This is a genomic window from Arthrobacter psychrolactophilus (genome assembly GCF_003219795.1).
GTDB lineage: Bacteria > Actinomycetota > Actinomycetes > Actinomycetales > Micrococcaceae > Specibacter > Specibacter psychrolactophilus.
Genome location: NZ_QJVC01000001.1, coordinates 68,136 through 91,337, shown reverse-complemented (window position 1 = coordinate 91,337; position 23,202 = coordinate 68,136). Strand labels below are relative to the sequence as shown.

Below are 23,202 nucleotides of genomic sequence, written 5' to 3'. Positions count from 1 at the left end.
GGACGTTTAGGCTCAACTTATGGGTAGCAACTGGGATCGTCTCGATGAATCACTGCGTCCGGCCGTCAGCGCCTCCGTGGCTGATTATGAACGCACGCGGCCAGCGCTGGAAAAGGTCACCGCGGAGATGGAAGCGCTCGTCCGGGAGATCTTGTTCGAGGCTGAAGACGCGCCACTCTTCGTCACGAGCCGAACCAAGTCCGTGGACTCCTTCCGGGAAAAGGCCTCCCGCATGCTCTCCGAACCGGATGCGGCCCCAAGTCTGGTGTTCCCCGAGCCGCTGCGCAATCTCACCGATATGGTCGGCGTCCGCGTCATCACCACCCTGCCCGGAGAAAACGCCGAGGCGGCGAACCTGATCAAGCGCAAACGCAACATCTTTGACTGCCGTGGCGATACCGAGAAGGACATCGGCTCGATCGAATCCGGCACGTACGGCTATTCCAGCCGCCACCTGATCCTGCGCACCATCCAAAACGACATTGTGCGCAGCTACCAGGAGCTACTCGACCCGGACACCAAGCCCAACGGCAGCTACTTTTTCGAATGCCAGATTCGCACCATCTTCGCCCATGCCTGGAGCGAGATCGAGCACGATATTCGTTTCAAGTCTCAGGATCCACGCGCATGGAGCCCGTACTTTGACCGCCAGTTCACGGCCACAGCTGCCATGTTGGAGACCGTGGAATCGGCGTTTTCCGAGCTGCACGACAGATACGAAACCGTCACGAGTTATTGGGACTCCGAGGGCGAGGGCAAGGTCTCCCTGACGCCCAACCGCATCAAGGCGGTCTGGCAGACGCTCCTGCCACACGTGGACCGCAAGGCCGACGACGACTGGGGCTGGGCGGCCGAGTTGGTCGCCGCGCACGGGCTTGGGAAGACCATGGATCTGGCGGCGTTGCTGCAGCCGGAAATCATTTCCAACGTCCGCAAGGCGCTCGATCACCGATACTCCCCCGGACCTGACCGGCTGCTTGATGACCTGCTGTTGTGGCAGTTTGGCGAGAGCCACATCGATCTGACGGCGGAGGACGCCGCGGCAGAACAAACTCCTCGGCGGGACAGCCTGGTTCGCCGCTATCAGCAGATGCAGCGCTACCGTAAGGCACAGGGCTTCTAGAGCCCATTTGGCGAGATAATTTGTCAATGGGCGGACGGTGCCATCTTGGTCCGCTCGTAAGCCGCTGACAGAAAAGTAGCCCTCTTCCTCACTGGAAAATCCAGCGAGGAAGAAGGCCCCCAAAGAATGTAGACGCTAGCGAATTATCAGCACCAACGAAGCCCGGCAAAGCTGCATGGCAGGTACCACATGCCATAGGTGGTGGCTACAGATCCACTGTTCACCGCTGATGAAATGCTCGGCGCCGTTGAGGCGAGTGATTCACTCGTGCTGGCTGAGGCGGGGGACAATCCTGGAGACAAAATAAGACCTGCGGCGAGGACGGCGGCAACGCCCGCGGATACGAAAGGTGACTTCATGACAGGAGCCTTTCAAAGGGGCGGTGGATCCGCCAAGGATGGATGACCTTAGCCTAATTGCCAGTCTTCAATAGGTATACGGCTAAAGCGCCGTATACCCCCTGTCCTTTTGGCTAGTCTTTTAACGAGCCTTCAGCTCACAACTCCCGTACGAAGTGCCGTAATGACCAGTTGTAGCCTGTCTCGTGCATCGAATTTCTTGCTCAAACGGGCCAAATGGTACTTAACCGTGGACTCGGACAAGAACAGGGCGGCAGCAATTTCATTATTGCTACGGCCCTCACACAAGAGTCTCAGCACATCATTTTCGCGGATCGACAGGTCGAGATCCGTGCGTGAGCGGCCGGCCGGCAGACTCTTGCGGATGTCGGCAACCAGCAGGTGCGTTACAGCCGGGTCAATGGGGCAATCCCCTGCATGAACTTCTCGTACGGCCGCGACAATGCGGCCAGGTTCTGCGTCTTTGACCACGTAGCCACTGGCACCAGCGATCAAGGCCGCCTTGAGGTACGTATCGGAAATATGTCCCGTGACAACAAGGATCCGCACCTCTGGGGTCTGCGCCACGATCTTGCGGATGGCGGCAATGCCATCCATAACGGGCATTTGAATGTCGATGAGCATGACATCCGGGTGATACTCGTGCGCGAGGCGGACAGCGTCAGCGCCGTTCTCGCCTTCACCTACCACCACCAAGTCTGCAGCCTGGGACAAATATGTCCGCAACGCCCCACGCACGAATTTTTCATCGTCAACAATGATCACGTCGATGGTGTCGGACGCGGTAAGGGGCACAGTTACTTCGGCACTCACGCTCATGTTGACAGTCTACGTACCCAGCCTTAGCTGCGGGGAAAAGGAATGGTGCCAGTGGGCCAAATGCCGGGAAGCTTGAATTGCTTGCTTGAGATCTTCATCGTTTTCTCCTTGAGGACTGACACGGCAAGGTACTTGGCACAACTTGTGCAATGCCTTTCCCTGCTCATTCTTGACGCTACCGAGCAGAGCCCTCCAGCAGCAACATTTCTGCAGGAATCTAGCCGAAAGGATAGCCAATACTCGCGCGTACTGGCCACATGACTAATCCCTTCCGGCCCACCCGGGGCTTAGTGGAGAGTCTGGCGTCCGGTAAAGGGAAGCACGGCACGAACAGTCCAGGCACCCCGTGATTGCCCGGTTTCAAGTGTCCCGCCAAGTCGGGAGGTACGCTCCCGCAGGCCCACAAGACCCGTCCCGGAAACGGGCAGACGGGGCTTTCCCGCGGTCACCTTGTTCCGAATGCGCAATTCTAGGCGGTCTTTATGAACGTCCACGACGATCTCACATTCCGTCCCGGACCCGGAATGCTTAGCAACGTTGGTGGCGCTCTCCTGCAGGATCCTCACAACCGTCGACCGCAGGCCATTGGGCGTCCGGTCCAGATCACCTGAAGTGGAGACCACCGTGGGAAATCCAAGACCGCTGAGTCTCTTCTGCGCGTCGGAGACGCTTTGTGCTAGATCGATCGTGGCCGAACTCGGCGCAACCTTTTCCTCTAAAGCATCAAGAACGGCCGGTTCATCGGCTCGCATCGTCTGCAAAAGCCGCCGCAGATCATCGAGTGAGTTTCGGGCCATCTGACCAATTTCGGTCAAAGCCCGGTGCTTTTCTTCATCAACCTTTGCCAGGGTTCCAAGATTCGCCTGAACCGCAATCATGGTCAGCCCATGCGTCACAACGTCATGGAGCTCGCGCGCCAATTCCGTGCGTTGTTTCTGCGCGACTTTGGCGGCTGCCTCCTCGGCTGCCATCTGCCCGCGCGCGGTTTGCAATGAGCGTTCGCGCTGAAATTTCACGGCCAGGCCCGGCGCCACAAGCATCAACGTTGCGGGGAACAGCCCCCACAGTCCTGCCGTGCCTAACGTTGAAATGGCGGAGGTCCACGCCATTTGCCACACGAGGAAAGTTCCCACGATGACCACGAGTTCCCGCACGGACACGCGATAGGCCGCAACCGCGAGCGCACCAAAGGCTAGGAGCATGGCCCCGCCCGGCGTCGTCTGGGGATACATCGTCACGAGGAACACCACAAACATGTAGGGCATGAGTTTCGGGAGGAAGGCCAACGCCATCCACACCGCCCAATACGCGCCCGTGCCCGCGAGCACCCACCAAGGGTGTTCCCCGTGAGGGCCGGTCGCGAGGAAGAGCCGCACATCGTCAAAGGCCGAGACGGTCACAAATAGCGCCATGACAAAGGATGCCCACAGCGGCATCGGTGAGCTGCCGGTTCGGAGGATGGCCCTGATGGAAAAGGTCCAGCGGGCGCTGCCTCCGCGCGTCTTGGCGCCGTATTCCACGTCGGTACTGCCTTTCATCTCAGCACTGGCGATAGAAATCAGCGCACCTTAGCGGAGCACGAACCCCAGCCCCAGCTCATCGTTGGCGTCCAAAGTAAATTTACCCTCCCCCACAGGGAAGGCGCGACCACTGACCTCCACGACCAGCCCGCCGCCAGGGCCGTGGATTTGATCCACCACACGGGCCGCAAAGCGCGAATCTATCATGGAGTAGTGTTCCAGCACCTCGCCCTCCGCGAGCTCCCCGGAATCGCTCAGGAGTGCCACACGGGCGGCGGTCCCCGAGCCGCTGGGAGAGCGGTCCACCTGCCCGTCGGCAAAAACGCTCACATTGCGTTGCGCCAGCCCCGGGCCGGAGTCCTTGACCGGCTCGTGAAAAATGGTGCCGAAAATGCCCGACAGTCGCGAATCCGCCAGATGGTTCACGGCCGGATGCTCTTCCAAGCCGGCGACCACCTGGTGCCCGGCTGCGACTATCTTCGCCAAGTTCGACGGCGTGACCTCCAGTCCCGCTTGTGCGGCAGGGAGCGAGGCGTACAGTGCGCCACTCCAGGCAAGGTCGACGCGCAGTCGGCCAAAGTCAGCCGTTTTGACCTCGACGTCGCGGGCCACCACGTAGGAGGGGACGTTGTGGAAGGCGACCTCGGCCACCATGCCCTCTGACATGGTGACCCGAGCCGTGACGCGACCCGAAGGAATATCAATCACGACGTCAGTGTCGCCGTCGTCCGGGGCCCGGACCAGACCGCTGCGGACAGCCCACGTCCCCAGGGCCATGGTGCCGTGCCCGCACACCGTAGAGAATCCTTCGCGGTGCCAGAAGAGTGCCCCGAAATGTGCGCCGGTGTCGTTGGGCGGAACGATGAAGCCGCCGTACATATCGGCATGCCCGCGCGGCTCGTTGACTAAGAGTTTGCGGATCTTGTTGGCGTCGCCGGTTCTGGCGTTTTCGCGCCGTTCCAAGACGGTTGTGCCATCGATGACGAAGGGTAGCTCGGGAACTATCCGGAACGGCTCCCCCGCCGCGTGATAGTCAAAAGCCTCAATTTCCCACAGTGCCGATTTCATGACCGCGCCTCCTTTTGGGCCGGCCATCCTTGGCTAATGCGGGTGCCGTGCCCCTGCCGTCAATATGGCACGGCCCTCATGGGGTGTCAATGACTCATGAGGGCGGGCTACCTCGCCGGGAGGTATTTAGCGGTGTGGCAGCCTAGCGGCGTCCGCGCTTTTGGGCGCGAGCCTTGCCACCGGGTCGGCCACCGCCGCGGAGGTTAGGTCCTGCCGACTTGCCTTTGGTAGCTCCGCCGCGGGCCGGCGTCGAACTTTTTGCCACCTTGGCACCCTTCTTAGGAGTGGCGTCCTGCTTCGCCTGCACCGACGGCTGGCGGGAGCTGTTGGCGCTGCGACCGCGGACCACGCCCACGAATTCCTGAATGACGGCTTCCTCGTCTTCGGGCAGCGGGTAGAAGGAGTCGATCCAGGCCAGGGCCACGCTGGTTCCGGCGACACCGTGCAGGAGCCGCGAACGCAGGGTCTTCCGGCTGAAGTGACGGGCCACCGACATTGGCAAAATCAGGATGCCAAGCCCGGCTTCGACCAGATCAAGAGCTTCCTCAAGGGAGGCCATGGGAGGCAGTGGCTTGCGGGTTCCGGCGGCAACTTCGCTGGAAATATCGCGCCATTCCGGGAATTCATCGGGGTCGGCGAGCAGGTACTCGTCGGCCAGATCGGCGACATCGAGTTCCTCAAACGCGGCGATGGGGTGATCCTTGGGCGCCACCACCACGGAGAGCTCTTCGTAGAGCGGAATGACATGGAGGCCAGTCTTGTCTACGGGCAGGCGCACAAACGCCATGTCCACCTCACCGGCGCGCACGGCATCGAGCTGGTGCTCCTCCGAGACCGGATTCGCTACGAGGGGCACGCCAGGCATGCGCTCCTCCCAGCGGTGGATCCACTTTCCGGGAGTCACACCCGGGACAAAGGTCACTGTAAGTTCGCGGGATTCAGACACCTGTTTACCCTAACGCACGCTTTTGCCCTAAACTACCGCGCGGCCACCGGTACCCTTAGAGGTATGAGCATTAAACCTTCCCCCCAAGCAATGAAATCCGCCACCGCGGCCAAGAAGCTGGGCATTCACCTGCCCGCCGCTCCCGTGGAATTCCAAGAGAACGCGATCAGCCGGGAGGAGTTCAAGGTTTTGCAGGAAACCCCTCCGGCCTGGCTCGAGGATCTGCGCCGTAATGGACCGCACCCGCGCGCCGTGATCGCCCAGAAACTAAACATTTCCATCGGTGGCCTGAACCGCTCCAACGTCACCGATCCACTCACGTCGGCGGAGATCACCGCGCTGCTGCAGGCACCCCCTGCGTGGCTCGTCGAGGAACGCGCCGTTCACGCCAAGGCACGCGCCGAGGCCAAGTTGGCCAAGGAACGCGAAGCAGCTCGCCGCCCGCAGAGCTAGGCCGAGCGCCGGTCACATCGACAAAGGACGGTGTTCGCGCAAAGAGCCGGGGGTCTACCACCGGCTCTTTGCGCGAACACCGTCCTTTTGCCTGGCGGGGCGCAGAATTACGGGTTGTAGATCTGGCTGGCTCGGCTGAGCACCTGGCCCTTGAAGAACTCCGGATGGCGCCAATTCATCAGCAACATCAGGGCTGCTCCAAGCAAAATCACGCCGGCACCCAGGATAAAGACCAGGCCCACGCCGCCAATGTTGGAGCCGGATCCGTAACTCGGATCCATGGAGTCGTAAGCGGTCTTGAAGAACATCACCAGCAAGATCACTCCGCCCAGCAGCGGCGCGAGGAACTTGAAGAAGAAGCTGCGGGCTCCGCGGAAGGCTTCCGCCCGGAAGTACCAAACACAGGCCAGCGCCGTGATGCCGTAGTAGAAACAAATCATCATGCCCAGGGCCGTGATGGTGTCCCACAGGGCGTTCTCCGACAAGGTGCGCGTGATGACGTAGAACGCTGCCGCCGCAATAGCCGCCGCGATCGTCGCGTAGCTGGGCGACTTGTACGTGGGGCTGATCTTGCCAAAACTCTTCGGCAAGGCCTTGTAGTGTCCCATCGACAACAAGGTTCTGGCCGGTGAAACAAAGGTCGACTGCAGGGACGCGGCCGAGGAGCTCAGGATGGCCAGGGACATGAGTATCGCGAACGGACCCATGACCGGGCCGGCCAAGACGGCGAAGATGCTGCCCTGGTTTTCCGGGTTTCCGGCACCCAAACCCTCTGTTCCGATGCCCGCGAAGGCAAGCGTGGCCAAGGACACTGTCATATAAATCACCATGATGACAATGACGGTGACGGTCGCCGCACGCCCCGGGGTCTTCTCCGGGTTTTTCGTTTCCTCATTCATGGTCAAGGTGACATCCCAACCCCAGAAGATGAAGATCGAGAGCGAAACACCGGCCGCAAATTGTGAAAACGACTCCACGGCGAAGGGGTTGAACCAATCGGCCTGAATTGCAGTGGCGTCAAAGGCCGTGCCATTGGCAACGTGGGCGAAGGCCGCGATGGCAAACCAGCCCAGCACCAACAACTGGAAGGCCACGAGGACATACTGGAACGTCTTTGTGGTTTCCATGCCGCGATAGGAGATCCAACAGGCGCCCGCGATGAACACCAGGGTTGTGGCGATGTTCAGGGGCAGCACCGTGGTCAGGTCGGCCAGAGACGGGTTGGAGAAAAGCTGCGCCAACATCAAATAAAAGAAGTCAACGGCCACGGCCGCCAGATTCGAGAGCACGATGATGGTGGCGGCGATCAGCCCCCACCCACCCATCCACCCCAGCCACGGACCAAAGGCGCGCGATGCCCACGTGAAGGAGGTTCCGGCGTCGGGCATGGCATTATTCAGTTCCCGATACCCCAAGGCGACCAGCAACATGGGGATGAAGCCGACGATGAAGATGGCCGGCAGGTGCACACCCACCTCGGAGACGGTCGGCCCCAGGGCTGCGGTCAAGGTGTAGGCCGGGGCAATGCAGGAAATACCAATCACCACGGCGCCGATCAAGCCGACCGAGCCGGCTTTCAGGCCCTTCTCACTCAAGCCGCGATCGGCCGCGACAACTGCGCTTTTAGGAGTGCTCATGAGCTTGCCTCTGGGATCGAGAATTCAAAGTTCCGCGGCACCACGATCATGGGCACGGGCAAGGCGCGCAGGATACGGTTGGCCGTACTCCCGAGGAAGATGGATTTGTTGTGGGCCAGGCGGCTAGATCCGATCAAGAGAATTTCGCCCTTCTTCCAATTCAGCCCGTCGACGGCGTCCTCGATGGTGCGTCCCTGGCCAACCACGACGTCGATCTCGGGTCTGTCGAGATCGTCCGGGTCGAGGTTGTGGCTGGCTTCTGCAACGCTGCGCAAATGGGCGTGCGCCTGATCGACCGTGGCGGTGGACTCCCCTGGGCCGAGAGCCACGAGGGAGACCAGGCGCAGCGGCAGGCACCGCTGTTTCGCCATGGCCAGCCCCGTCTGCAGCACATCCTCGGCGCCGGGGCGGGTGCCCAGGGCGCAGGTGAGCCTGGTGATCGGCTCGGTGCGGCTGTATCCGGCCGGCGCCAAAACCACGGGAACCGTGGAGGCGTGCAACAGGGAACTGGCCACCGACCCGATCGAGAACCGCTTGAATAGTCCTGTGCTGCTGGCCCCAATCACCAGCAGCCCAGCCCCCAACTCCTCGGCCGCGGCGATCAACGCCTCCGCCTCGGACTCTCCCCGGCGAAGGTGCGCCTGCGCGGGGACATCCTCCGGGATCAGGGCCAGGCCCTCATCGATCCAGGTGGAAATTTGCTCGGCGAGGATGTCGCCAATTCCGGAAACCGGAGGATACACGCCGTTATACGGAGAGTCCTCCGGCATCACCATGACCAGGTCAAGGGTGGCCCCCTGGCGACGAGCCAAAGCCACAGCCAGGTTGATGGCATCGCCACCACGGGCGTTGGCCGCATATCCAACTACATACCGCATCGGGGTCCTCCTCAGGACGAAGTTGTCAGGGTGTTGGGTCAGGCTGCTTAGCGAAGTTCCGCGATGAGATTGGCGGCGGTGAATTGGCCCATCCGGACCGCGCCGTCAACATGCTGGTAGCCCTCGGCGGCCAGATCGGAGCAGGACCAGTGAATGGGCCCGATGGGTGTCAGCTGATCCGGTCCGTACCTGTGCAGTCCGCCCAGGTCGTAACTGGCTGCGTAGGCGCCGCGCGTCCACTCCTCCGAGCCCCAGTCAGATTCGTAATACACCACCGGTTCGGCCGCGCTGTCACCGAGGAACTCGGCCAGTGAGGCGGTGATTTCTTTTTTGCGCTGTTCCGGGGAAAGCGTGAAGGCGTAGTCGGCCTTTTCATCGGAGACAAAACCCACCAGAGTGCCGCGCGGGTCCTCGTGGTTGGTGTTGTCGTACACCTCTTGAACCAGCGACGAGGCGCTGAATCCGGTGCCCGAGAGTCCGTCCTCGCGCCAGAACGGGGTCTCGTAGACGGCGTGGACCTTGATGACCAGACCCAGGGACTGGTGCTGGTGCATCTGGTGCTGGCGGCGCGGCAGCGGCGGATCAAAGGAGACCCGGCTGTAGAGGTTCGGCGGGACGGCCATGACCACACGCTTGGCGGTGACGGTGGCGCCGTCGGAAGTCACCGTGGCGAGGTAGTCGCCGTCGTGCATTTCCCAGCGGACGGTGCGGACCGGGGAGTTGAGGATGACGTCCTCGCCCAACTTCTTGGCGATCGCGAGGGAAACGCCCTGCATGCCGCCGATGACGCGCTTGTCGAGGATGAAGTTGTCGTCCACGAGGTTGCTGAAGGATCCGGCGGAGGATGCCATGAATATCGCCTGCAGCGCGGAGAAGGCATGGGCGGGCTTGGTTAGCATGCCGCCGGCGATGAACAGGCCGATGTTATTGCAGGCCTCCTCATTGCTCGACTCGGCGCGCAACCAGTGGTGGAAGGAGATGATGTCGAGTTCGCGGGCCTGCGGGTGCTCCCAGGGCGTGGCCGGGTCCATGGCGGCGGCGAGTGCGTCGAGGCGAGCGATGAGCCGGTTCATCTCGGCCTCGGTGGCGGCGCTGACGGGGAACATTTCGCCGGTGTAGCGGGTGCGGGTGCCGTCGGGCGCGATGTAGACACTGTCGCCGTCGCGGTAGCGCGAGTAGGTGTCCAGTCCCAGCTCGTCCAGCAATCCAATGAGAGCCGTCTGGTCCGGGGAGACCCACTGGCCACCGATTTCCAGCCACGCGCCGTCGATCGTGTTGGACCAGGTGCGGCCACCGACGCGGTCGCGCGCCTCGAGAACGGCCACGCTCAGGCCGGCCTTCTGCAATTCGTGGGCGGCCGTGAGCCCGGATGGGCCGGCGCCAATGATGACGACGTCGCGCTCGATCGTGACGGGGTTTCCTACGGATGACATACTTCCCTCTCCGCGAAGCGTTCGGTGACTCGCCTCACTAAATGAATGTCGTTCATTTAGATTAGACTGTAACTGACATCACCTCCTGCCGTAAAGGGGTGAGCGAAAATTCTTGTGCCCTTGCGCCAGGAGGGGGAATCCGGCCTTGACCGAGTTTGCAGTTCACCACGTCCCAACACGACGTCGGGCAGGTCGCCCACCGCAGGCACTGCTCAGTTCCGCACGGATCACCAAGGCGGCGCTCAAGCTGGTCAGCCACCACGGCTACAAGGGCTTGACCATGGCAGCCTTGGCCAAGTCACTCAATGTGGCACCGTCGGCGCTGTACAACCACGTCAGTTCCAAGCAGGACGTGCTGCTGCTCGTGGAGGATCACCTCATGGGGCGCGTGGAAGTCTGCGCCTTTGCGACGGAACCGTGGGACGCCGCGGTAGCGAAATGGGCACGTTCCTACCGGGATGTTTTCGCCGCCCACCTGCCCTTGATCCCCGTCATTGCGCTCTTGCCGGTGACCAACGCCCCGGCCACGGTCACGATGTACGAAGCCGTGACGCAAGGATTTCTCGCCGCTGGATGGGCCCGTGAATCGATCATCGACGCTGTCGTGGCGCTGGAGTCATTCATTTACGGTTCCGCCTACGACGTGAATGCCCCGGAGGACATTTTCGACGTCGGATCCCTCGCCTCGGAGGCGCCCGACTTCAGCGCCGCCGTAGCGCATCGCGGTAACCCAGACGCCGCCGCAGCGATTCCCCGCAATGACGCCGATGCCGCGTTTACGCTGGGCCTGCAGGCCATGATCGCCGGGCTAGCGGCAACCGCGGGGCCGCGGAAGTAACCACTTCCGGCCTGTTTCTTCGTGACGCGCTCAGCACCGCTATAGCTGGGAATTCTCGCCACAGCTGGGTGTTCTCGCTATACGTCGGCCTATCGCGAGATTGCCTACCTATAGCGAAAGTGCCCAGTTATAGCGAGAACGCCCCGCGACATGAATGGCCACACTCTAGCCACACACAGCTCGTGACCATAGGCTGAAAGTTCACCACCGTCTCGAAGCACAGGAGCTCACCATGGGATTCAGCATCAGCAACGCAGCACTTCGCCTCGTTTCCGGGGCGTTCGTGCTCAACTCTGGGATTAGCAAGCTCAATCTTCCCGCCGAACATGCAGCCGGACTGCAGGAAATGGCCCAACGCGCGATCCCCCAGGTCAGCAAGCTGGCGCCGGAGCAGTTTGGTAAGTACCTGAGCTATTCCGAGATCGGCATCGGCGCGCTCGTGCTCGCACCCTTCATTCCCAGCCGTCTGGCAGGCCTGGCCTTGGGCGCCTTCTCCGGCGGCCTGCTCGCCACCTACCTCAAGTCACCGGGCATGACCGAGGCCGATGGGATTCGCCCAACGGCTGCGGGAACTCCCCTTGCAAAGGACTTCTGGCTGGCGGGAATCGCCGTTGCCCTCCTCTTCCACCGCAAAGGTGCCGTGCGGAGCAGCTAATCGAGGGGCCGCTCACGAACTTTGAGAGGCGCTACCCATAGCCAGATAGCCTCGAGAATGGCAGGCTTTAACGCAGGCCGTCTGGGGGTCTAAGCACTGTGCACGGCCATCATCGCGAGAGGTCGCCATGGACACTGCCAGCACTGGCTTAGATTTTTCCTCGCTTCGCCGAATCCTGTCCGGAACTCTTCACGAACCCGGCGACGCGACGTACACTCGGCTCGCCACCCCGTGGAACTTGGCGGTTCCCACGAGTCCGGCCGCTGTGGTTGCCGTCGCAACCGCAAAGGACGTTGCGGCAGCGGTTAAATTCGCTGCCGCTCACGACTTGGCGGTCGCGGTTCAGGCTACGGGGCACGGCATCGCCAGCAACCTCGACGGCGCACTCCTGATCCATACGGGTGCGCTCGACGAGTGCCTGATCAGCCAATCCGAGCGCGGCGGCACGGCCCGCACCGGCGCCGGAACCATCTGGGCTACGGTATTGCGTCGCTGCGCAGCATTGGGTCTGACCGGATTGAGCGGCTCCGCGCCGGGCGTCAGCGTCGCCGGGTATACCAGCGGCGGTGGCATCGGCCCCATGGCAAGAACCTTCGGGGCCGCGTCCGACCGGGTGCGTTCCCTCGACGTCGTCACGGGCGATGGCGAGCTCCACCACGTCACAGCCGCCACCGAGCCCGAGCTGTTCTGGGGCTTGCGCGGCGGGAAAGGCTCGCTCGGCATCATCACGGCCCTGGAATTCGAGCTGCTCGCATTGCCCACAATCTACGCCGGGACGCTATTCTTCGACACCGCCGACGTCCCGAGAATCATGCACGCCTGGGCTCAATGGTGTCCCTCCCTGCCACCGGCCGCCACCACCTCCATCGCACTCATGCAACTACCGCCCATGCCAGGGGTCCCGGAACCTCTCGCGGGAAAGTTCACCATCGCCGTCCGTTACGTTTACACCGGAAACGAGGACGACGGCGCCACTTGGCTCACGCCGATCCGCTCGGCTGCCGCTCCCCTTATGGATACGGTCGCACTCATGCCCTCATCCATGATCGGCATGGTCCATTCCGATCCGGAAGATCCCCTGCCCGCGGTTGAGGGATCAGCCCTCTTGACGGATTTCACCAATACGACGGCGCACACTCTCCTCGAGACGGCCGGTCCGGACGCGAATTCCGCCCAACTTCTCGTGGAGATTCGCCAATTTGGTGGCGCCTTGGCGCAAGAGCCCGCGGAACCGAGTGCCCTGTGCCACCGAGCTGCCCCATTTGGGCTGTACACCGTAGGTGTGGGAGCGCCTCCTGATATTGCCCGGATCAAGGGCCATTCCGAACTCATCATTGAACGCATGTCGCCGTGGGCATATGGCGGAACGCTGCCAAACTTCTCTGCCGGCAGCGGCCAGAAGGGCTTTGCAGCAAGTTATACGGCAGACATCTTCGCCCGTCTTGGGTTCCTCGCACAGCACTTTGATCCCGGGAACGTCTTCCGAGTGGGTCAAGTTCCGGCGCGGTAAGCTCGGGGCGGACCAACCTGCCATACATCGCCCTCTAGGAGCCTCCATGTCACGCAAGACCAGCGAAGACTCCGCCCAGACACCTCGCATCGCAGAAATTCTGCGGCGGGACGATGTCCTGATGTATCGCGGCCGGCTAGCCCTCATCATGACCCAGGATTCCCCCACGAGCGGCGAGGAAGCCGCCCCGTTGACGCCACACGATGCTATGGTCGCCGATCTGCTGGCTATACGCAGGGCACTCGACACGCACGGCATCGAATACCTTCTGGTGCGCGGCAACGACTTGCGCCCCGTCTTAGCCATCGATGACTCCCTCCGCGAGAGATTGCAACGCGCTTTGACGGCAGAGTTCGGCAACGAACCCTTTTATGCCCGCAGCGTCGATACGAAGAAATCAACTGTCTTACTCGCTGAGGGCCTTCTGGCATCCTCGGCCACGACCCGCATCATGAGGCTGTTCCGCCCTCGCCTTGAGCCGCACGGCGGCCTCTTCTTTGGCGCAGCGTGGGGTGTTCAAATCGAATTGTGGACGTTTTCCGCGACGCAGATCGATTTGCCGCTGGAAAATTCACTCACACGCCGCAGCATTGACCGGGCCGACGCGAGCCACAGTTCCGTGGAACTTTATGGTCAGCACTGGCCCACGATCGAGAACATGTTCATTGACCATGTATTTGATATTCGCTTTGACATCGATCTGGTCTTTTCGTGGGTGGATGGCAGCGGAGCCGAGTATCAAGCATCGCGACGGGCCTTGGAGGCTGACGCTGTCCTTGGCGAGGGCGACGAGCACGAGTCACGGTTCCGGCACGTCGATGAGCTTAAATACGCGTTGCGTTCCGTGCACCTCTTTGCGCCGTGGATCAGGCGGATCTTTATTGCCACGGACTCCCCCGCACCGCAGTGGCTGGCGGAGCACCCGCAGGTGACCCTGGTTCGTAGCCAGGAACACTTCGCAGATACCACTGCGCTCCCTACGCATAATTCCATGGCGGTGGAATCGCAATTGCACCATATCGACGGGCTCAGTGAACACTTCCTGTACTCGAATGACGATATGTTCTTCGGCCGTCCGGTCTCCCCGGATTTGTTCTTTACCCCCGGTGGGATCTCGCGGTTCATGCTCTCTCCCAACCGCATTGGATTGGGTGAAAGTGAAACCACACGCAGTGGCTTTGAAAACTCCGCCCGGGTCAACCGTCGGCTGCTGTGGGATCGTTTCGGCGCGTTTACCACCCATCATCTGGAGCACAGCGCCGCACCCTTGCGCCGCTCAGTGCTGGCCGAACTTGAGCAAGAGTTTGCGCCAGAGTTTGCCTCAACGGCCGCCAGCACCTTCCGGGCCGCAGACAACATCTCCGTGACGAATTCGCTCTACCATTACTACGCGCTGCTGACCGGCCGCGCCGTGATGCACAAGGACGGAAAAGGTGTTTATGTCGACACCGCCAACACCGCTGGATTGGCCCAGCTCGAGCGCATCTTGGCCCAGCGCACCGCCGATTTCCTGTGCCTGAACGATGGTAGCTACGGCGACGCCGATCCCGCGCTGCGCCGTAACCGCGTCACGGATTTTCTCGAGAAGTATTTTCCCTTCAAGGCCCCCTGGGAGCGCTAGCTCGCGATGCAGTAGCTGCCCATTCGACGTGAATTGGGCAGCTACTGCATCACAGGCGAGGCTAGTTCAGATAGCCGTTGGGGTTCAGCACGTATTTCGTGGCCGCCCCGGCATCGAATTCGGCATAGCCGCGCGGCGCATCCAGAAGCGAGATCGCCTTGGCGTTGACGTTTTTGGCAATGGAAACCTTGTCATGCAGGATCGCCATCATCAAGCCGCGGTTGTACTTCATGACCGGGCACTGCCCCGTGGTGAAGGACAGGGACTTGGCCCAACCGGTTCCCAGGCTGAGGCTCAGGGCACCCTTTTGGGCCGCCGCGTCGATACCGCCGGGATCGCCCGTGACATAGAGGCCAGGAATGCCCATGGCGCCACCGGCCGCCGTGATGTCCATGAGCGAGTTCAGCACCGTCGCGGGCGCCTCGCCTGCCCCGTGCCCGTGACCCTTGGCCTCAAATCCGACGGCGTCAACGGCACAGTCAACCTCGGGGATGCCCAACAACTGCTCGATCTGGCTCCCCGGATCACCCTGTGAGAGATCAATCGTTTCGCAGCCGAAGGTGCGGGCCTGTGCCAGCCTGTCAGCGTTCATGTCCCCGACAATTACGACGGCGGCACCCAGCAAATGAGCGCTCGTCGCCGCCGCCAGTCCGACCGGGCCAGCGCCTGCGATGTACACCGTGGAACCGACCGTGACGCCGGCGGTCACGGCACCGTGGAAGCCCGTCGGGAAGATGTCCGAGAGCATGGTCAGATCCAGCATTTTCTCCAGAGCCTGATCCCGGTCCGGGAACTTCAGCAGGTTCCAGTCTGCGTAGGGAACCAGAACATATTCCGCCTGGCCGCCTACCCAGCCACCCATATCCACATAGCCATAGGCGCTGCCTGGCCGATCGGGGTTCACGTTGAGGCAGATGCCGGTCTTACGTTCCTTGCAGTTTCGGCACCGGCCGCAGGAGATATTGAAGGGCACGGAGCAGATGTCGCCGACCTTGATGAACTCAACGTCGGATCCGACCTCCACGACTTCACCGGTGATTTCGTGGCCCAATACGAGGTCCGTTGGTGCTGTGGTGCGTCCTCGCACCATGTGCTGATCGGAGCCGCAGATGTTCGTGGCAACTGTGCGTAGGATGACGCCGTGGGGCACTTTGCGCCCCACATTGGCTGGGTTGACGCCCGGCCCGTCCTTGAGTTCAAATGTGGGGTAGTCGACGTCAATAACCTCGACGACTCCGGGTCCTTTGTAGGCAACGGCTTTGTTTCCTGACATGGAGATATTCCTTCCTAGTTAGTTCAGAAGGATCCTGATGGAGCCTTCTAGTGCAACGAGAAATCGACCCGGTCAGCCCGCGAAAGTATACGCCAAGCGGCATGCTTGGAGTTGGAAATTCTCGGTGATTGACGGGGTTCCAGCCAGTCTAGGGGTGGAACCAGGAATATGTAAGTGCTGCAACAAAATGACGTCCGGGCACCGAAGGAAAACGGTTACCTCAGGATGATGACATCCAGGGTGCGCGGGCCATGGACGCCCTCAACGCGCTCCAGTTCAATGTCACTCGTGGCGCTCGGCCCGCTGATCCAGGTCTGTGGACGGGTGGCTTCCAGACGCGCGATGGCCTCGGGCAACACCTCCACGATGTCCTCGGCGCGCAGCAGGCAGATATGCCGATCCGGCACCAGGGAAATGATCCGCCGGCCTTGATCGTCGCTGCCGTCGAGCATGATGGTTCCCGTCTCGGACACCGCCGTCGCAGCAGCCGTCACAACAGCCTCGACGGAATCCAAGTCCGCGGTGGTGAGGCGCCGCTGAGGTGAGTCGACATGCACAACCAACGTCCCGCCGTCGTGCTTCAGGGCGGAAAGCCACTCCTCCGGCAGCCCATGCGGAACGACGATTGACCCCGTGCCCGCCAGCAATTCGGCCAGCTTCACGGGCGCGTCGGCCGCGTCCACAACAAACACATTGGCCTTGTAATCGATCAGGCGATCCACGAGCTGCTCGAGCCGCTGAGCTGCGGTCATGGCCGAACTCCGGCGGTAGTCGCGCGGGATGACTGGCGCCTGCGGAGCATCGTGTAGGGCCGCTTTGATCCGGTTCATGATGTCTTCGCGGGCGCTCATGCCTGCGCCCCCTCGGGTGTTGTGCTCTGATGGTCGACGCCGGACTCAGGCTGATGTTCTTTGTCCCACCACTGGCGGAACGATTGCGTGGGAGGCGCAGGGATATCCCTGCTTTGGGTCCAGCCAGCCCCCATGCCGGGGAGCTTTTTGATGACCTTGTCTCGGCCCGCGACCAGTTTTCCCAGAGGCAGCCCCTTTTCTAGGATATTCAGGTGCGATCCGCTGGAAAAAGCCCACTCGGCGGCCTTCATGATGACGTCCATCTGGGTGGGGATCTTGCGGGCCGAACGTTTTGAATCAACGTCGACACCACGCAGGTGCACCAGAATTTCGGGGATGTTGATCTTGACAGGGCAGGCGTCAAAGCAGGCGCCGCACAGGGACGAGGCGTAGGGCAGGGAATTGTTTTCCTCGCTCTTAATACCTGTCATGAGCGGTGAGAGAATGGCTCCGATCGGACCGGGGTAGGTGGAGCCATAGGCGTGGCCGCCCGTGCGCTCATAGACCGGGCACACATTCATACAGGCTGAGCAGCGGATGCAGTTCAGGGCGGTACGGCCCATTTCATCGGCCAAGGCCGCGGTACGGCCGTTGTCCAGCATGACCAAGTGGACATTTTGCGGGCCGTCGCCGGGCGTGACGCCGGTCCACAACGAGGTGTAGGGATTCATCCGCTCACCGGTTGAGGAACGCGGCAACAATTGCATGAACACCTCGAGATCGGTCCAGCTGGGCAGGAGCTTCTCGATTCCCATGACGGTGATGAGGGTTTCCGGGAGGGTCAGGCACATGCGGCCGTTGCCCTCGGATTCCACCACCGTGAGGGTTCCGGTGTCGGCCAGGCCAAAGTTGGCGCCCGAAACAGCAACCTTGGCGGAGAGGAACTTCTTGCGCAAGTGCGTCCGGGCAGCCTCGGCCAGGCGGGCCGGATCATCGGTGAGGTTGGGATCCACGACGGGCATTTCTCGCAGGAAGATCTCCCGTACCTGACTGCGGTTCTTGTGGATCGCCGGCACCAGGATGTGGCTGGGTTTGTCGTGGTCGAGCTGCACAATGAGCTCGGCAAGGTCAGTCTCAAAGGCTGCAATACCTTGTTCCTCAAGGTATTCATTCAAGCCAATTTCCTGCGTGGCCATGGATTTAACCTTGACTACTTCGCTCTCGCCGGTTTCCCGAATGAGAGCGGTGACAATTTCATTGGCTTCCTGTGCATCGCGCGCCCAGTGAATAATGCCGCCACGGGCGGTGAAATTCGCCTCGAACTGTTCGAGCAGGACGGGCAGATTGGCCATCGTGGCGTTCTTGATGGCGCTTCCCGCATTGCGCATCTCTTCCCAATCAGGGAGTTCAGAGACAACACGCAGGCGCTTGTCGCGGATGGTGTGGGTTGCATGACCCAGGTTGGCCCGCAGCTGGTCATTTCCTAGTTCGCGGTGCGCGGCCTTGGGGAAAGGTTCGGTGGCATTGAGATTGCCGTGCCCGTAGACGGGTAGCGCCGGCATGCCAAGAAAAGTGTTGCTCATCGCTTGCTCCCTGCCAAGGTGACCGCGCCGCTGACCGAAACGGGATTTTCCAAGGTGCTGGCCAGGATTTCAGCGAAATGCAAGGTTCCCACGTCGCTGCCCTGTCGCGAGAGTCCGCCACCAATATGCATGAGGCAGCTCGCATCACCTCCCGAACACAGCTCTGCGCCCGTGCCGCAAATATTGGCCGCCTTGTCGGCATTCATAGCGCTGGAGACATCCGCGTTCTTCATGGAGAACGTGCCACCGAAACCGCAGCACTGGTCTGCTTCGGGCAATTCGACCATCTCGATCGCGCCAACACTCTTGAGCAAATTCAATTGTTTATCTTCCAACCGCAACAAACGCATGCCGTGGCAGCTGGGGTGATAGGTGACCTTGTGGGGGAAGTATGAGCCCAGCTGTTCGGCAGCACTAGTCACGCCCAGGACGTCCGTCAGCAACTGTGAGAGTTCATAGGTTTTTGCACCCACGACGGCGGCCCGGGCTTCCAGCGCCGCGTCACCACAGCGGCGGGCCACGAGCTCGTGCTGGTGTTTCACGCTCGCGACACAGGACCCCGAGGGCGCCACGGCGACGTCGTAGTCATCCGTATCAAAGGCGGCCACGTGGTTGGCGACTACGGAATGAGCTTCCTTGAAGTATCCCGAATTCACATGCATCTGGCCGCAGCAGGCTTGGCCGGAGGGGAACACCACCTTGTGTCCGAGCCGCTCCAAAATGGCCACGGTGGCCTGTGCGGTGCGCGGATACATGGCGTCAACGATGCAGGTGGCGAAGAGCGCAATTTTCATGCTCACCACTGTAGGGCAAATCACCGACCCTGTGGACTGACCACACCCTAACTTGCGTCAATTCGCTCCCTTTATGACGTTAAGGAGCCCCTCTAGAGCGGCAAACCGGCGCTTGGTTTGAGATTTTTCATGACCAGGGTCGACCGCAAACGCAACACCCCGGGAAGGCTTGTGAGTTCGGTGTCATAGAACTTTTGGTACTCGTCGAGGTCCTTCGTCACGACCTTCAGAATGTAGTCGGGGTCCCCAAAGAGCCGCTGAGCCGAGGTGATGCGTCGATTTTCGGAGACCTCGGCCTCGAATTTATCAATCGTGGTGCGGTCCACCTGGGCGAGAGAAACAAAAACCAAGGCCTCAAATCCCAGCCCCACGGAACTAGGGTCAACCACGGCACGATAGCCGCTGATCACCCCCGATGCCTCAAGATCTTTGAGCCGACGATGGCACGGCGCCACGGTCAGCCCCACCTCTGCGGCCAGGGCTGTGGCGCTCATTCGTCCGTCATTTTGAAGTGTGCGCAAAATTTCTTTATCGATAGCATCAATCACGCAATTATTTTATCTCATTTACGGATCTGAGAAGCGAAAAAGGTAAGCACTTCTTGTATTTGTTTCCCTAAGCTTGCCGTAGCCACCCCAATCCGGCAGGAGCATCATGGAACCGCAGGCACTCACCGGCTTCCTCATCGTCGCCATTACCTTGACATGCACTCCCGGGCCCGACTGGGCCTTCGCCATCGCCGCGGGCTTGGGGAAACGCAGCTTCGTTCCCGCCGTGGCTGGATTGTGCAGCGGCTATGTCCTTCACACGATTTTGCTGGCGGCAGGGATCGCCGCCCTCATGGCAGCCATTCCGAGTCTATTGCTGTGGTTGACGGTGACCGGAGCCCTCTATCTATTGTGGCTGGGCTTCATGACCACGAAGTCGTGGCGTGGAGCCGGATTCGTCACGGTCGGCGCCCATGGTGAGCTGCCCGTCGAGGCAACGGGTGGCGCAGCGCCTGCCGCGTCGGAGGACTCCGGATCCGCATGGGGGTCTTTCCTGCAGGGCTTTGGAACCAGCAGCATTAACCCCAAGGGTCTGTTGCTTTTTGTCGCACTCACCCCGCAGTTCATCAGAGCCGATGCGGCATTCTCTGTTCCGCTGCAATCGGCCATCTTGGGAATGTCGTTCGTGGTTTCCACGGCTGTCATCTACACCCTCGTGGCTGCGGGCTCGCGGAAGTTGCTGCGCTCCCGCCCCAGCGCCGCACGTGTGGTGACACTGTCCAGCGGGATCATCATGTGCGCACTGGGCGCCGTGCTTTTGGTAGAGCAGATCGGCCCCGTCACCGAGGCCGCCGGAGCGCTGGTTGCTCTCGTCTAGACGAGAACAACCAGACCTCACGCGGGCGCCGCGTTAATCCTGTGCGGCGCCCCACTGCTCGATGTCGGCCAGCAATTCATTCTTGCGCTCCTGGCTCGCGAACGATGAACGCACGGAGTTGCCGGCCAGGGTCAGGGCAGCCGCGGCTCCCCAACCAAACACGTCTTCCAGCTGCTCAAAGTTCGTGCCAGCGTAGCCGCCAAAGTAGGCCGGATCATCCGAGTTCACGGAGACGTTCATGCCTGCCGCCAACATGTGCGGCAGCGGGTGCTCCGCAAGAGTGTCCACGGCACGCAAGCGCACATTCGATAGCGGGCACACCGTCAGTGGAATTTGTTCCGCGACTAGTCGCGCCACGAGAGCCGGGTCCTCGACAGACCTGATGCCATGGTCGATCCGTTCTACGCCGAGCAGATCTAGGGCGTCTACAACATAACTCGCGGGGCCTTCTTCACCCGCGTGCGCAACCAACCGCAATCCGGCGTCCCTGGCCCGCTGGAACAAGCGGATGAACTTCGACGGCGGATTGCCCACCTCAGCGGAATCCAAACCAATGCCGATTATGGGCGCGTCAATAGCCAGTAGTTCTTCGAGGACGGCAAGTGCCGAATCCTCTGTTTCGTCCCGCAGGAAGGCGGCTATCAATCCGGTACTGATGCCAAATTCGGCCTCGCTGGACGACAAAGCAGAGTGGATGCCGTCAACCACTGTCTCCAGTGCGATGCCCCGGGCGAGGTGCGCCTGCGGATCAAACATGATCTCTGCATGACGCACCCCGCATTCCTTGGCCCGCCGCAGATACGCGCGGGTCATATCGGCAAAGTCCGCCTCGGTGATCAAGACGGCCATATTGGCGTAGTAAAGGTTTAGGAAAGACTGTAGATCACTGAATTCATATTGCTCCCGTAAAGCCTCCAGGCTGGGGAACGGCAGGGTTATCCCGTTCCGGGCGGCCAATTCTAGGATCAGCTCTGGTTCGAGCGTGCCTTCGATATGGAGGTGCAGCTCAGCTTTTGGCAAGTGCATGAGGGAGTTTTTCATCCAGCAATTCTAGACCGTTCCCCTGATGGTCAGGCTTTGTAGAACTTCGCGAGCAGTTTCGGATCCACAATTTCGCTCCGCGGTAGGAGCTAACTGTGGAGATCCAAAATCCGCAAAAGTAATTTAGACACATTTGCGTAACCTTATTTTAGAAAGTTAGGTTAGCATTACCATTGCGCAACGTTTCGCCTCTATGAGGTCAGAACTGCGCCACCTCGCGATGCCCCAACTTTGAACCGCAAAAGGACCACGCAGTGCCCACCCCTCCCTTCCGCCGTCTGGCCACGGCATCCCTGACCTTGCTGATGACATGCGCCTTGTTTCTCAGCGGCTGCTCTGCGATGACGCCATCGCACACCGATTCAGCTGGTGTCGCATTGAGCGCGGCGCAGCTCGTTGACAACCCCAAGGACTACGAAGGTCCTTCCACCGCTCGGCTCACCACCGCGGTCTTGAATCCCGTGGCGCAAGAGCCCGAACCGGCACTTCCCGTCCAGGTGACCGATGCTCAGGGCAGCAACGTCTCGATTACCGATGTTTCTCGCATCTTGCCGATCGACCTCTATGGCACGTCTTCACGCATCGTGTTCGATCTTGGACTCGGTAAGAACGTTGTCGGCCGGGATACCTCCTCTGATTTTGCTGAAATCAAGGACCTCCCCCTCGTGACTCATGACGGCCACCAACTCAACGCCGAAGCAATCCTGCAGCTCGCACCGACCGTCATCATCACCGATTCCTCGCTGGGCCCGTGGGACGTCGTTTTACAGATGCGAGACGCCGGGATCCCCGTTTTCGTTGTTGATTCTCACCGCAGTCTGGAAAACGCCGGCGAGATGATCACTCAAATCGCTACGGCGCTGGGCGTCACCGAGCAAGGAACAAAACTTGCCGAGCGCACCGCCAGCGAAGTTTCAACTATTAGTGCCCAGATCAAAGACATTGCCCCCTCCGGCAATGATCGCTTACGCATGCTCTTCCTCTACGCCCGCGGCCAGGCCGGTGTCTATTATCTGTTCGGCGAGGGATCCGGAGCAGATTCACTCATCACGTCACTTGGCGGGGTCGACATTGCCACGGAGATCGGCTGGAGAGGCATGCGGCCCATGACCGACGAGGCCCTGATCGAAGCTAAACCAGATCTCATCATCATGATGAGCAGTGGGCTGGAATCCGCCGGAGGCATCGATGGAATCCTGGATTCTGTTCCAGCCTTGGCCCTCACCGCGGCCGGAACAAAACGTCGCATCGTTGATATGTCGGACTCCGACGTGCTCAGTTTTGGCCCCAACTCTGCCGCCGTTCTCGAGGCACTTTCCGTGGCCATATACGCCCCCGCAGCGGCAGCCAAATGACGCCAGCAAAGCTGCTCCCGCTATCTCTTAACACTACGGCGCGGTCCGAAAATGCGGTTCCTGAGGCTCCCTCGACCAGGTCTACAGGCCCCGCACGACGTCGGACCACCTCAGGACTGCTTATTGCCGCCCTTGGTCTT

General features: G+C 61.1%; 22 protein-coding genes. 8 read left to right on the top strand and 14 right to left on the bottom strand.

From position 1 onward, the window contains the following. Nucleotides 1-19: 19 nt before the first annotated feature. Nucleotides 20-1,123 carry a GTP pyrophosphokinase gene (locus CVS30_RS00390; RefSeq protein WP_110483360.1) on the top strand — a complete coding sequence of 368 codons (1,104 nt, stop codon included), beginning with the start codon at nucleotides 20-22 and terminating at the stop codon, nucleotides 1,121-1,123. Nucleotides 1,124-1,269: 146 nt separating this feature from the next. On the opposite strand, the gene CVS30_RS17730 is transcribed toward CVS30_RS00390, so the two are convergent. The 5 genes from CVS30_RS17730 to CVS30_RS00365 form a co-directional block, all read right to left on the bottom strand. After that, nucleotides 1,270-1,482, bottom strand: coding sequence for a hypothetical protein (locus CVS30_RS17730; protein WP_146233278.1), 213 nt, complete (start codon nucleotides 1,480-1,482; stop codon nucleotides 1,270-1,272). A gap of 132 nt (nucleotides 1,483-1,614) precedes the next feature. Then, on the bottom strand, nucleotides 1,615-2,301 hold the full coding sequence (locus CVS30_RS00385; protein WP_110483359.1) for a response regulator: 687 nt from the start codon (nucleotides 2,299-2,301) through the stop codon (nucleotides 1,615-1,617). 287 nt (nucleotides 2,302-2,588) lie between these two features. Next, entirely contained in the window at nucleotides 2,589-3,839 is a 1,251-nt protein-coding gene (locus tag CVS30_RS00375; RefSeq protein ID WP_110483357.1) for a sensor histidine kinase, read from the bottom strand. A 30-nt stretch (nucleotides 3,840-3,869) separates the two neighbouring features. Continuing rightward, a complete protein-coding gene (locus CVS30_RS00370) occupies nucleotides 3,870-4,889 on the bottom strand; it encodes a proline racemase family protein (RefSeq protein ID WP_110483356.1) in 1,020 nt (339 codons plus the stop codon). 142 nt (nucleotides 4,890-5,031) lie between these two features. After that, the gene (locus tag CVS30_RS00365; protein WP_110483355.1) at nucleotides 5,032-5,835 is read right to left on the bottom strand and encodes a substrate-binding domain-containing protein; all 804 of its coding nucleotides are present in this window, start codon (nucleotides 5,833-5,835) and stop codon (nucleotides 5,032-5,034) included. 63 nt (nucleotides 5,836-5,898) lie between these two features. Here CVS30_RS00365 and CVS30_RS00360 point away from each other — a divergent pair, with 63 nt between their 5' ends. Next, nucleotides 5,899-6,288 (top strand): DUF5997 family protein, encoded by a 390-nt coding sequence (locus CVS30_RS00360; RefSeq protein WP_110483354.1) that lies wholly within the window; start codon nucleotides 5,899-5,901, stop codon nucleotides 6,286-6,288. Nucleotides 6,289-6,395: 107 nt separating this feature from the next. Here CVS30_RS00360 and CVS30_RS00355 read toward each other — a convergent pair whose 3' ends face one another. The 3 genes from CVS30_RS00355 to CVS30_RS00345 are packed head-to-tail and all read right to left on the bottom strand — an operon-like array spanning nucleotide 6,396 to nucleotide 10,236. Beyond that, nucleotides 6,396-7,925 carry an APC family permease gene (locus CVS30_RS00355; RefSeq protein ID WP_110483353.1) on the bottom strand — a complete coding sequence of 510 codons (1,530 nt, stop codon included), beginning with the start codon at nucleotides 7,923-7,925 and terminating at the stop codon, nucleotides 6,396-6,398. Continuing rightward, nucleotides 7,922-8,803, bottom strand: coding sequence for a universal stress protein (locus CVS30_RS00350; RefSeq protein ID WP_110483352.1), 882 nt, complete (start codon nucleotides 8,801-8,803; stop codon nucleotides 7,922-7,924). Before CVS30_RS00350 ends, CVS30_RS00355 begins: the two co-directional genes overlap by 4 nt. 47 nt (nucleotides 8,804-8,850) lie before the next feature. Further along, complete coding sequence (locus CVS30_RS00345; protein WP_110483351.1) at nucleotides 8,851-10,236, bottom strand: flavin monoamine oxidase family protein; 1,386 nt, start codon at nucleotides 10,234-10,236, stop codon at nucleotides 8,851-8,853. Nucleotides 10,237-10,381: 145 nt separating this feature from the next. Here CVS30_RS00345 and CVS30_RS00340 point away from each other — a divergent pair, with 145 nt between their 5' ends. The 4 genes from CVS30_RS00340 (at nucleotide 10,382) to CVS30_RS00325 (ending at nucleotide 14,860) form a co-directional block, all read left to right on the top strand. Next, the gene (locus CVS30_RS00340; protein WP_245934358.1) at nucleotides 10,382-11,074 is read left to right on the top strand and encodes a TetR/AcrR family transcriptional regulator; all 693 of its coding nucleotides are present in this window, start codon (nucleotides 10,382-10,384) and stop codon (nucleotides 11,072-11,074) included. 232 nt (nucleotides 11,075-11,306) lie between these two features. Then, on the top strand, nucleotides 11,307-11,729 hold the full coding sequence (locus tag CVS30_RS00335) for a hypothetical protein (protein WP_110483350.1): 423 nt from the start codon (nucleotides 11,307-11,309) through the stop codon (nucleotides 11,727-11,729). Between the two features lie 127 nt (nucleotides 11,730-11,856). Next, nucleotides 11,857-13,239 (top strand): FAD-binding oxidoreductase, encoded by a 1,383-nt coding sequence (locus tag CVS30_RS00330; protein ID WP_110483349.1) that lies wholly within the window; start codon nucleotides 11,857-11,859, stop codon nucleotides 13,237-13,239. 46 nt (nucleotides 13,240-13,285) lie between these two features. Continuing rightward, on the top strand, nucleotides 13,286-14,860 hold the full coding sequence (locus CVS30_RS00325; RefSeq protein WP_110483348.1) for a stealth family protein: 1,575 nt from the start codon (nucleotides 13,286-13,288) through the stop codon (nucleotides 14,858-14,860). A 61-nt stretch (nucleotides 14,861-14,921) separates the two neighbouring features. Here the strand turns inward: CVS30_RS00325 and fdhA are convergent, their stop codons facing one another. The 5 genes from fdhA to CVS30_RS00300 form a co-directional block, all read right to left on the bottom strand. After that, the gene (gene fdhA / locus CVS30_RS00320) at nucleotides 14,922-16,133 is read right to left on the bottom strand and encodes a formaldehyde dehydrogenase, glutathione-independent (protein ID WP_110483347.1); all 1,212 of its coding nucleotides are present in this window, start codon (nucleotides 16,131-16,133) and stop codon (nucleotides 14,922-14,924) included. A gap of 215 nt (nucleotides 16,134-16,348) precedes the next feature. After that, entirely contained in the window at nucleotides 16,349-16,984 is a 636-nt protein-coding gene (locus CVS30_RS00315; RefSeq protein WP_110483346.1) for a LutC/YkgG family protein, read from the bottom strand. Continuing rightward, nucleotides 16,981-18,507 (bottom strand): LutB/LldF family L-lactate oxidation iron-sulfur protein, encoded by a 1,527-nt coding sequence (locus CVS30_RS00310; RefSeq protein WP_110483345.1) that lies wholly within the window; start codon nucleotides 18,505-18,507, stop codon nucleotides 16,981-16,983. Before CVS30_RS00310 ends, CVS30_RS00315 begins: the two co-directional genes overlap by 4 nt. Beyond that, nucleotides 18,504-19,301: a (Fe-S)-binding protein gene (locus CVS30_RS00305; RefSeq protein WP_110483344.1), complete on the bottom strand. Its 798-nt coding sequence runs from the start codon at nucleotides 19,299-19,301 to the stop codon at nucleotides 18,504-18,506. The genes CVS30_RS00310 and CVS30_RS00305 overlap by 4 nt, the downstream gene beginning before the upstream one ends. A gap of 92 nt (nucleotides 19,302-19,393) precedes the next feature. Beyond that, nucleotides 19,394-19,849: an Lrp/AsnC family transcriptional regulator gene (locus tag CVS30_RS00300; protein WP_110483343.1), complete on the bottom strand. Its 456-nt coding sequence runs from the start codon at nucleotides 19,847-19,849 to the stop codon at nucleotides 19,394-19,396. 106 nt (nucleotides 19,850-19,955) lie between these two features. Between CVS30_RS00300 and CVS30_RS00295 the strand changes: the two genes are divergently transcribed. Further along, nucleotides 19,956-20,666 (top strand): LysE family translocator, encoded by a 711-nt coding sequence (locus CVS30_RS00295; RefSeq protein WP_110483342.1) that lies wholly within the window; start codon nucleotides 19,956-19,958, stop codon nucleotides 20,664-20,666. Between the two features lie 33 nt (nucleotides 20,667-20,699). On the opposite strand, the gene CVS30_RS00290 is transcribed toward CVS30_RS00295, so the two are convergent. Continuing rightward, complete coding sequence (locus tag CVS30_RS00290) at nucleotides 20,700-21,707, bottom strand: adenosine deaminase (protein ID WP_110483341.1); 1,008 nt, start codon at nucleotides 21,705-21,707, stop codon at nucleotides 20,700-20,702. A 254-nt stretch (nucleotides 21,708-21,961) separates the two neighbouring features. Between CVS30_RS00290 and CVS30_RS00285 the strand changes: the two genes are divergently transcribed. After that, on the top strand, nucleotides 21,962-23,062 hold the full coding sequence (locus CVS30_RS00285; RefSeq protein ID WP_245934357.1) for a heme/hemin ABC transporter substrate-binding protein: 1,101 nt from the start codon (nucleotides 21,962-21,964) through the stop codon (nucleotides 23,060-23,062). Nucleotides 23,063-23,202: the final 140 nt, after the last annotated feature.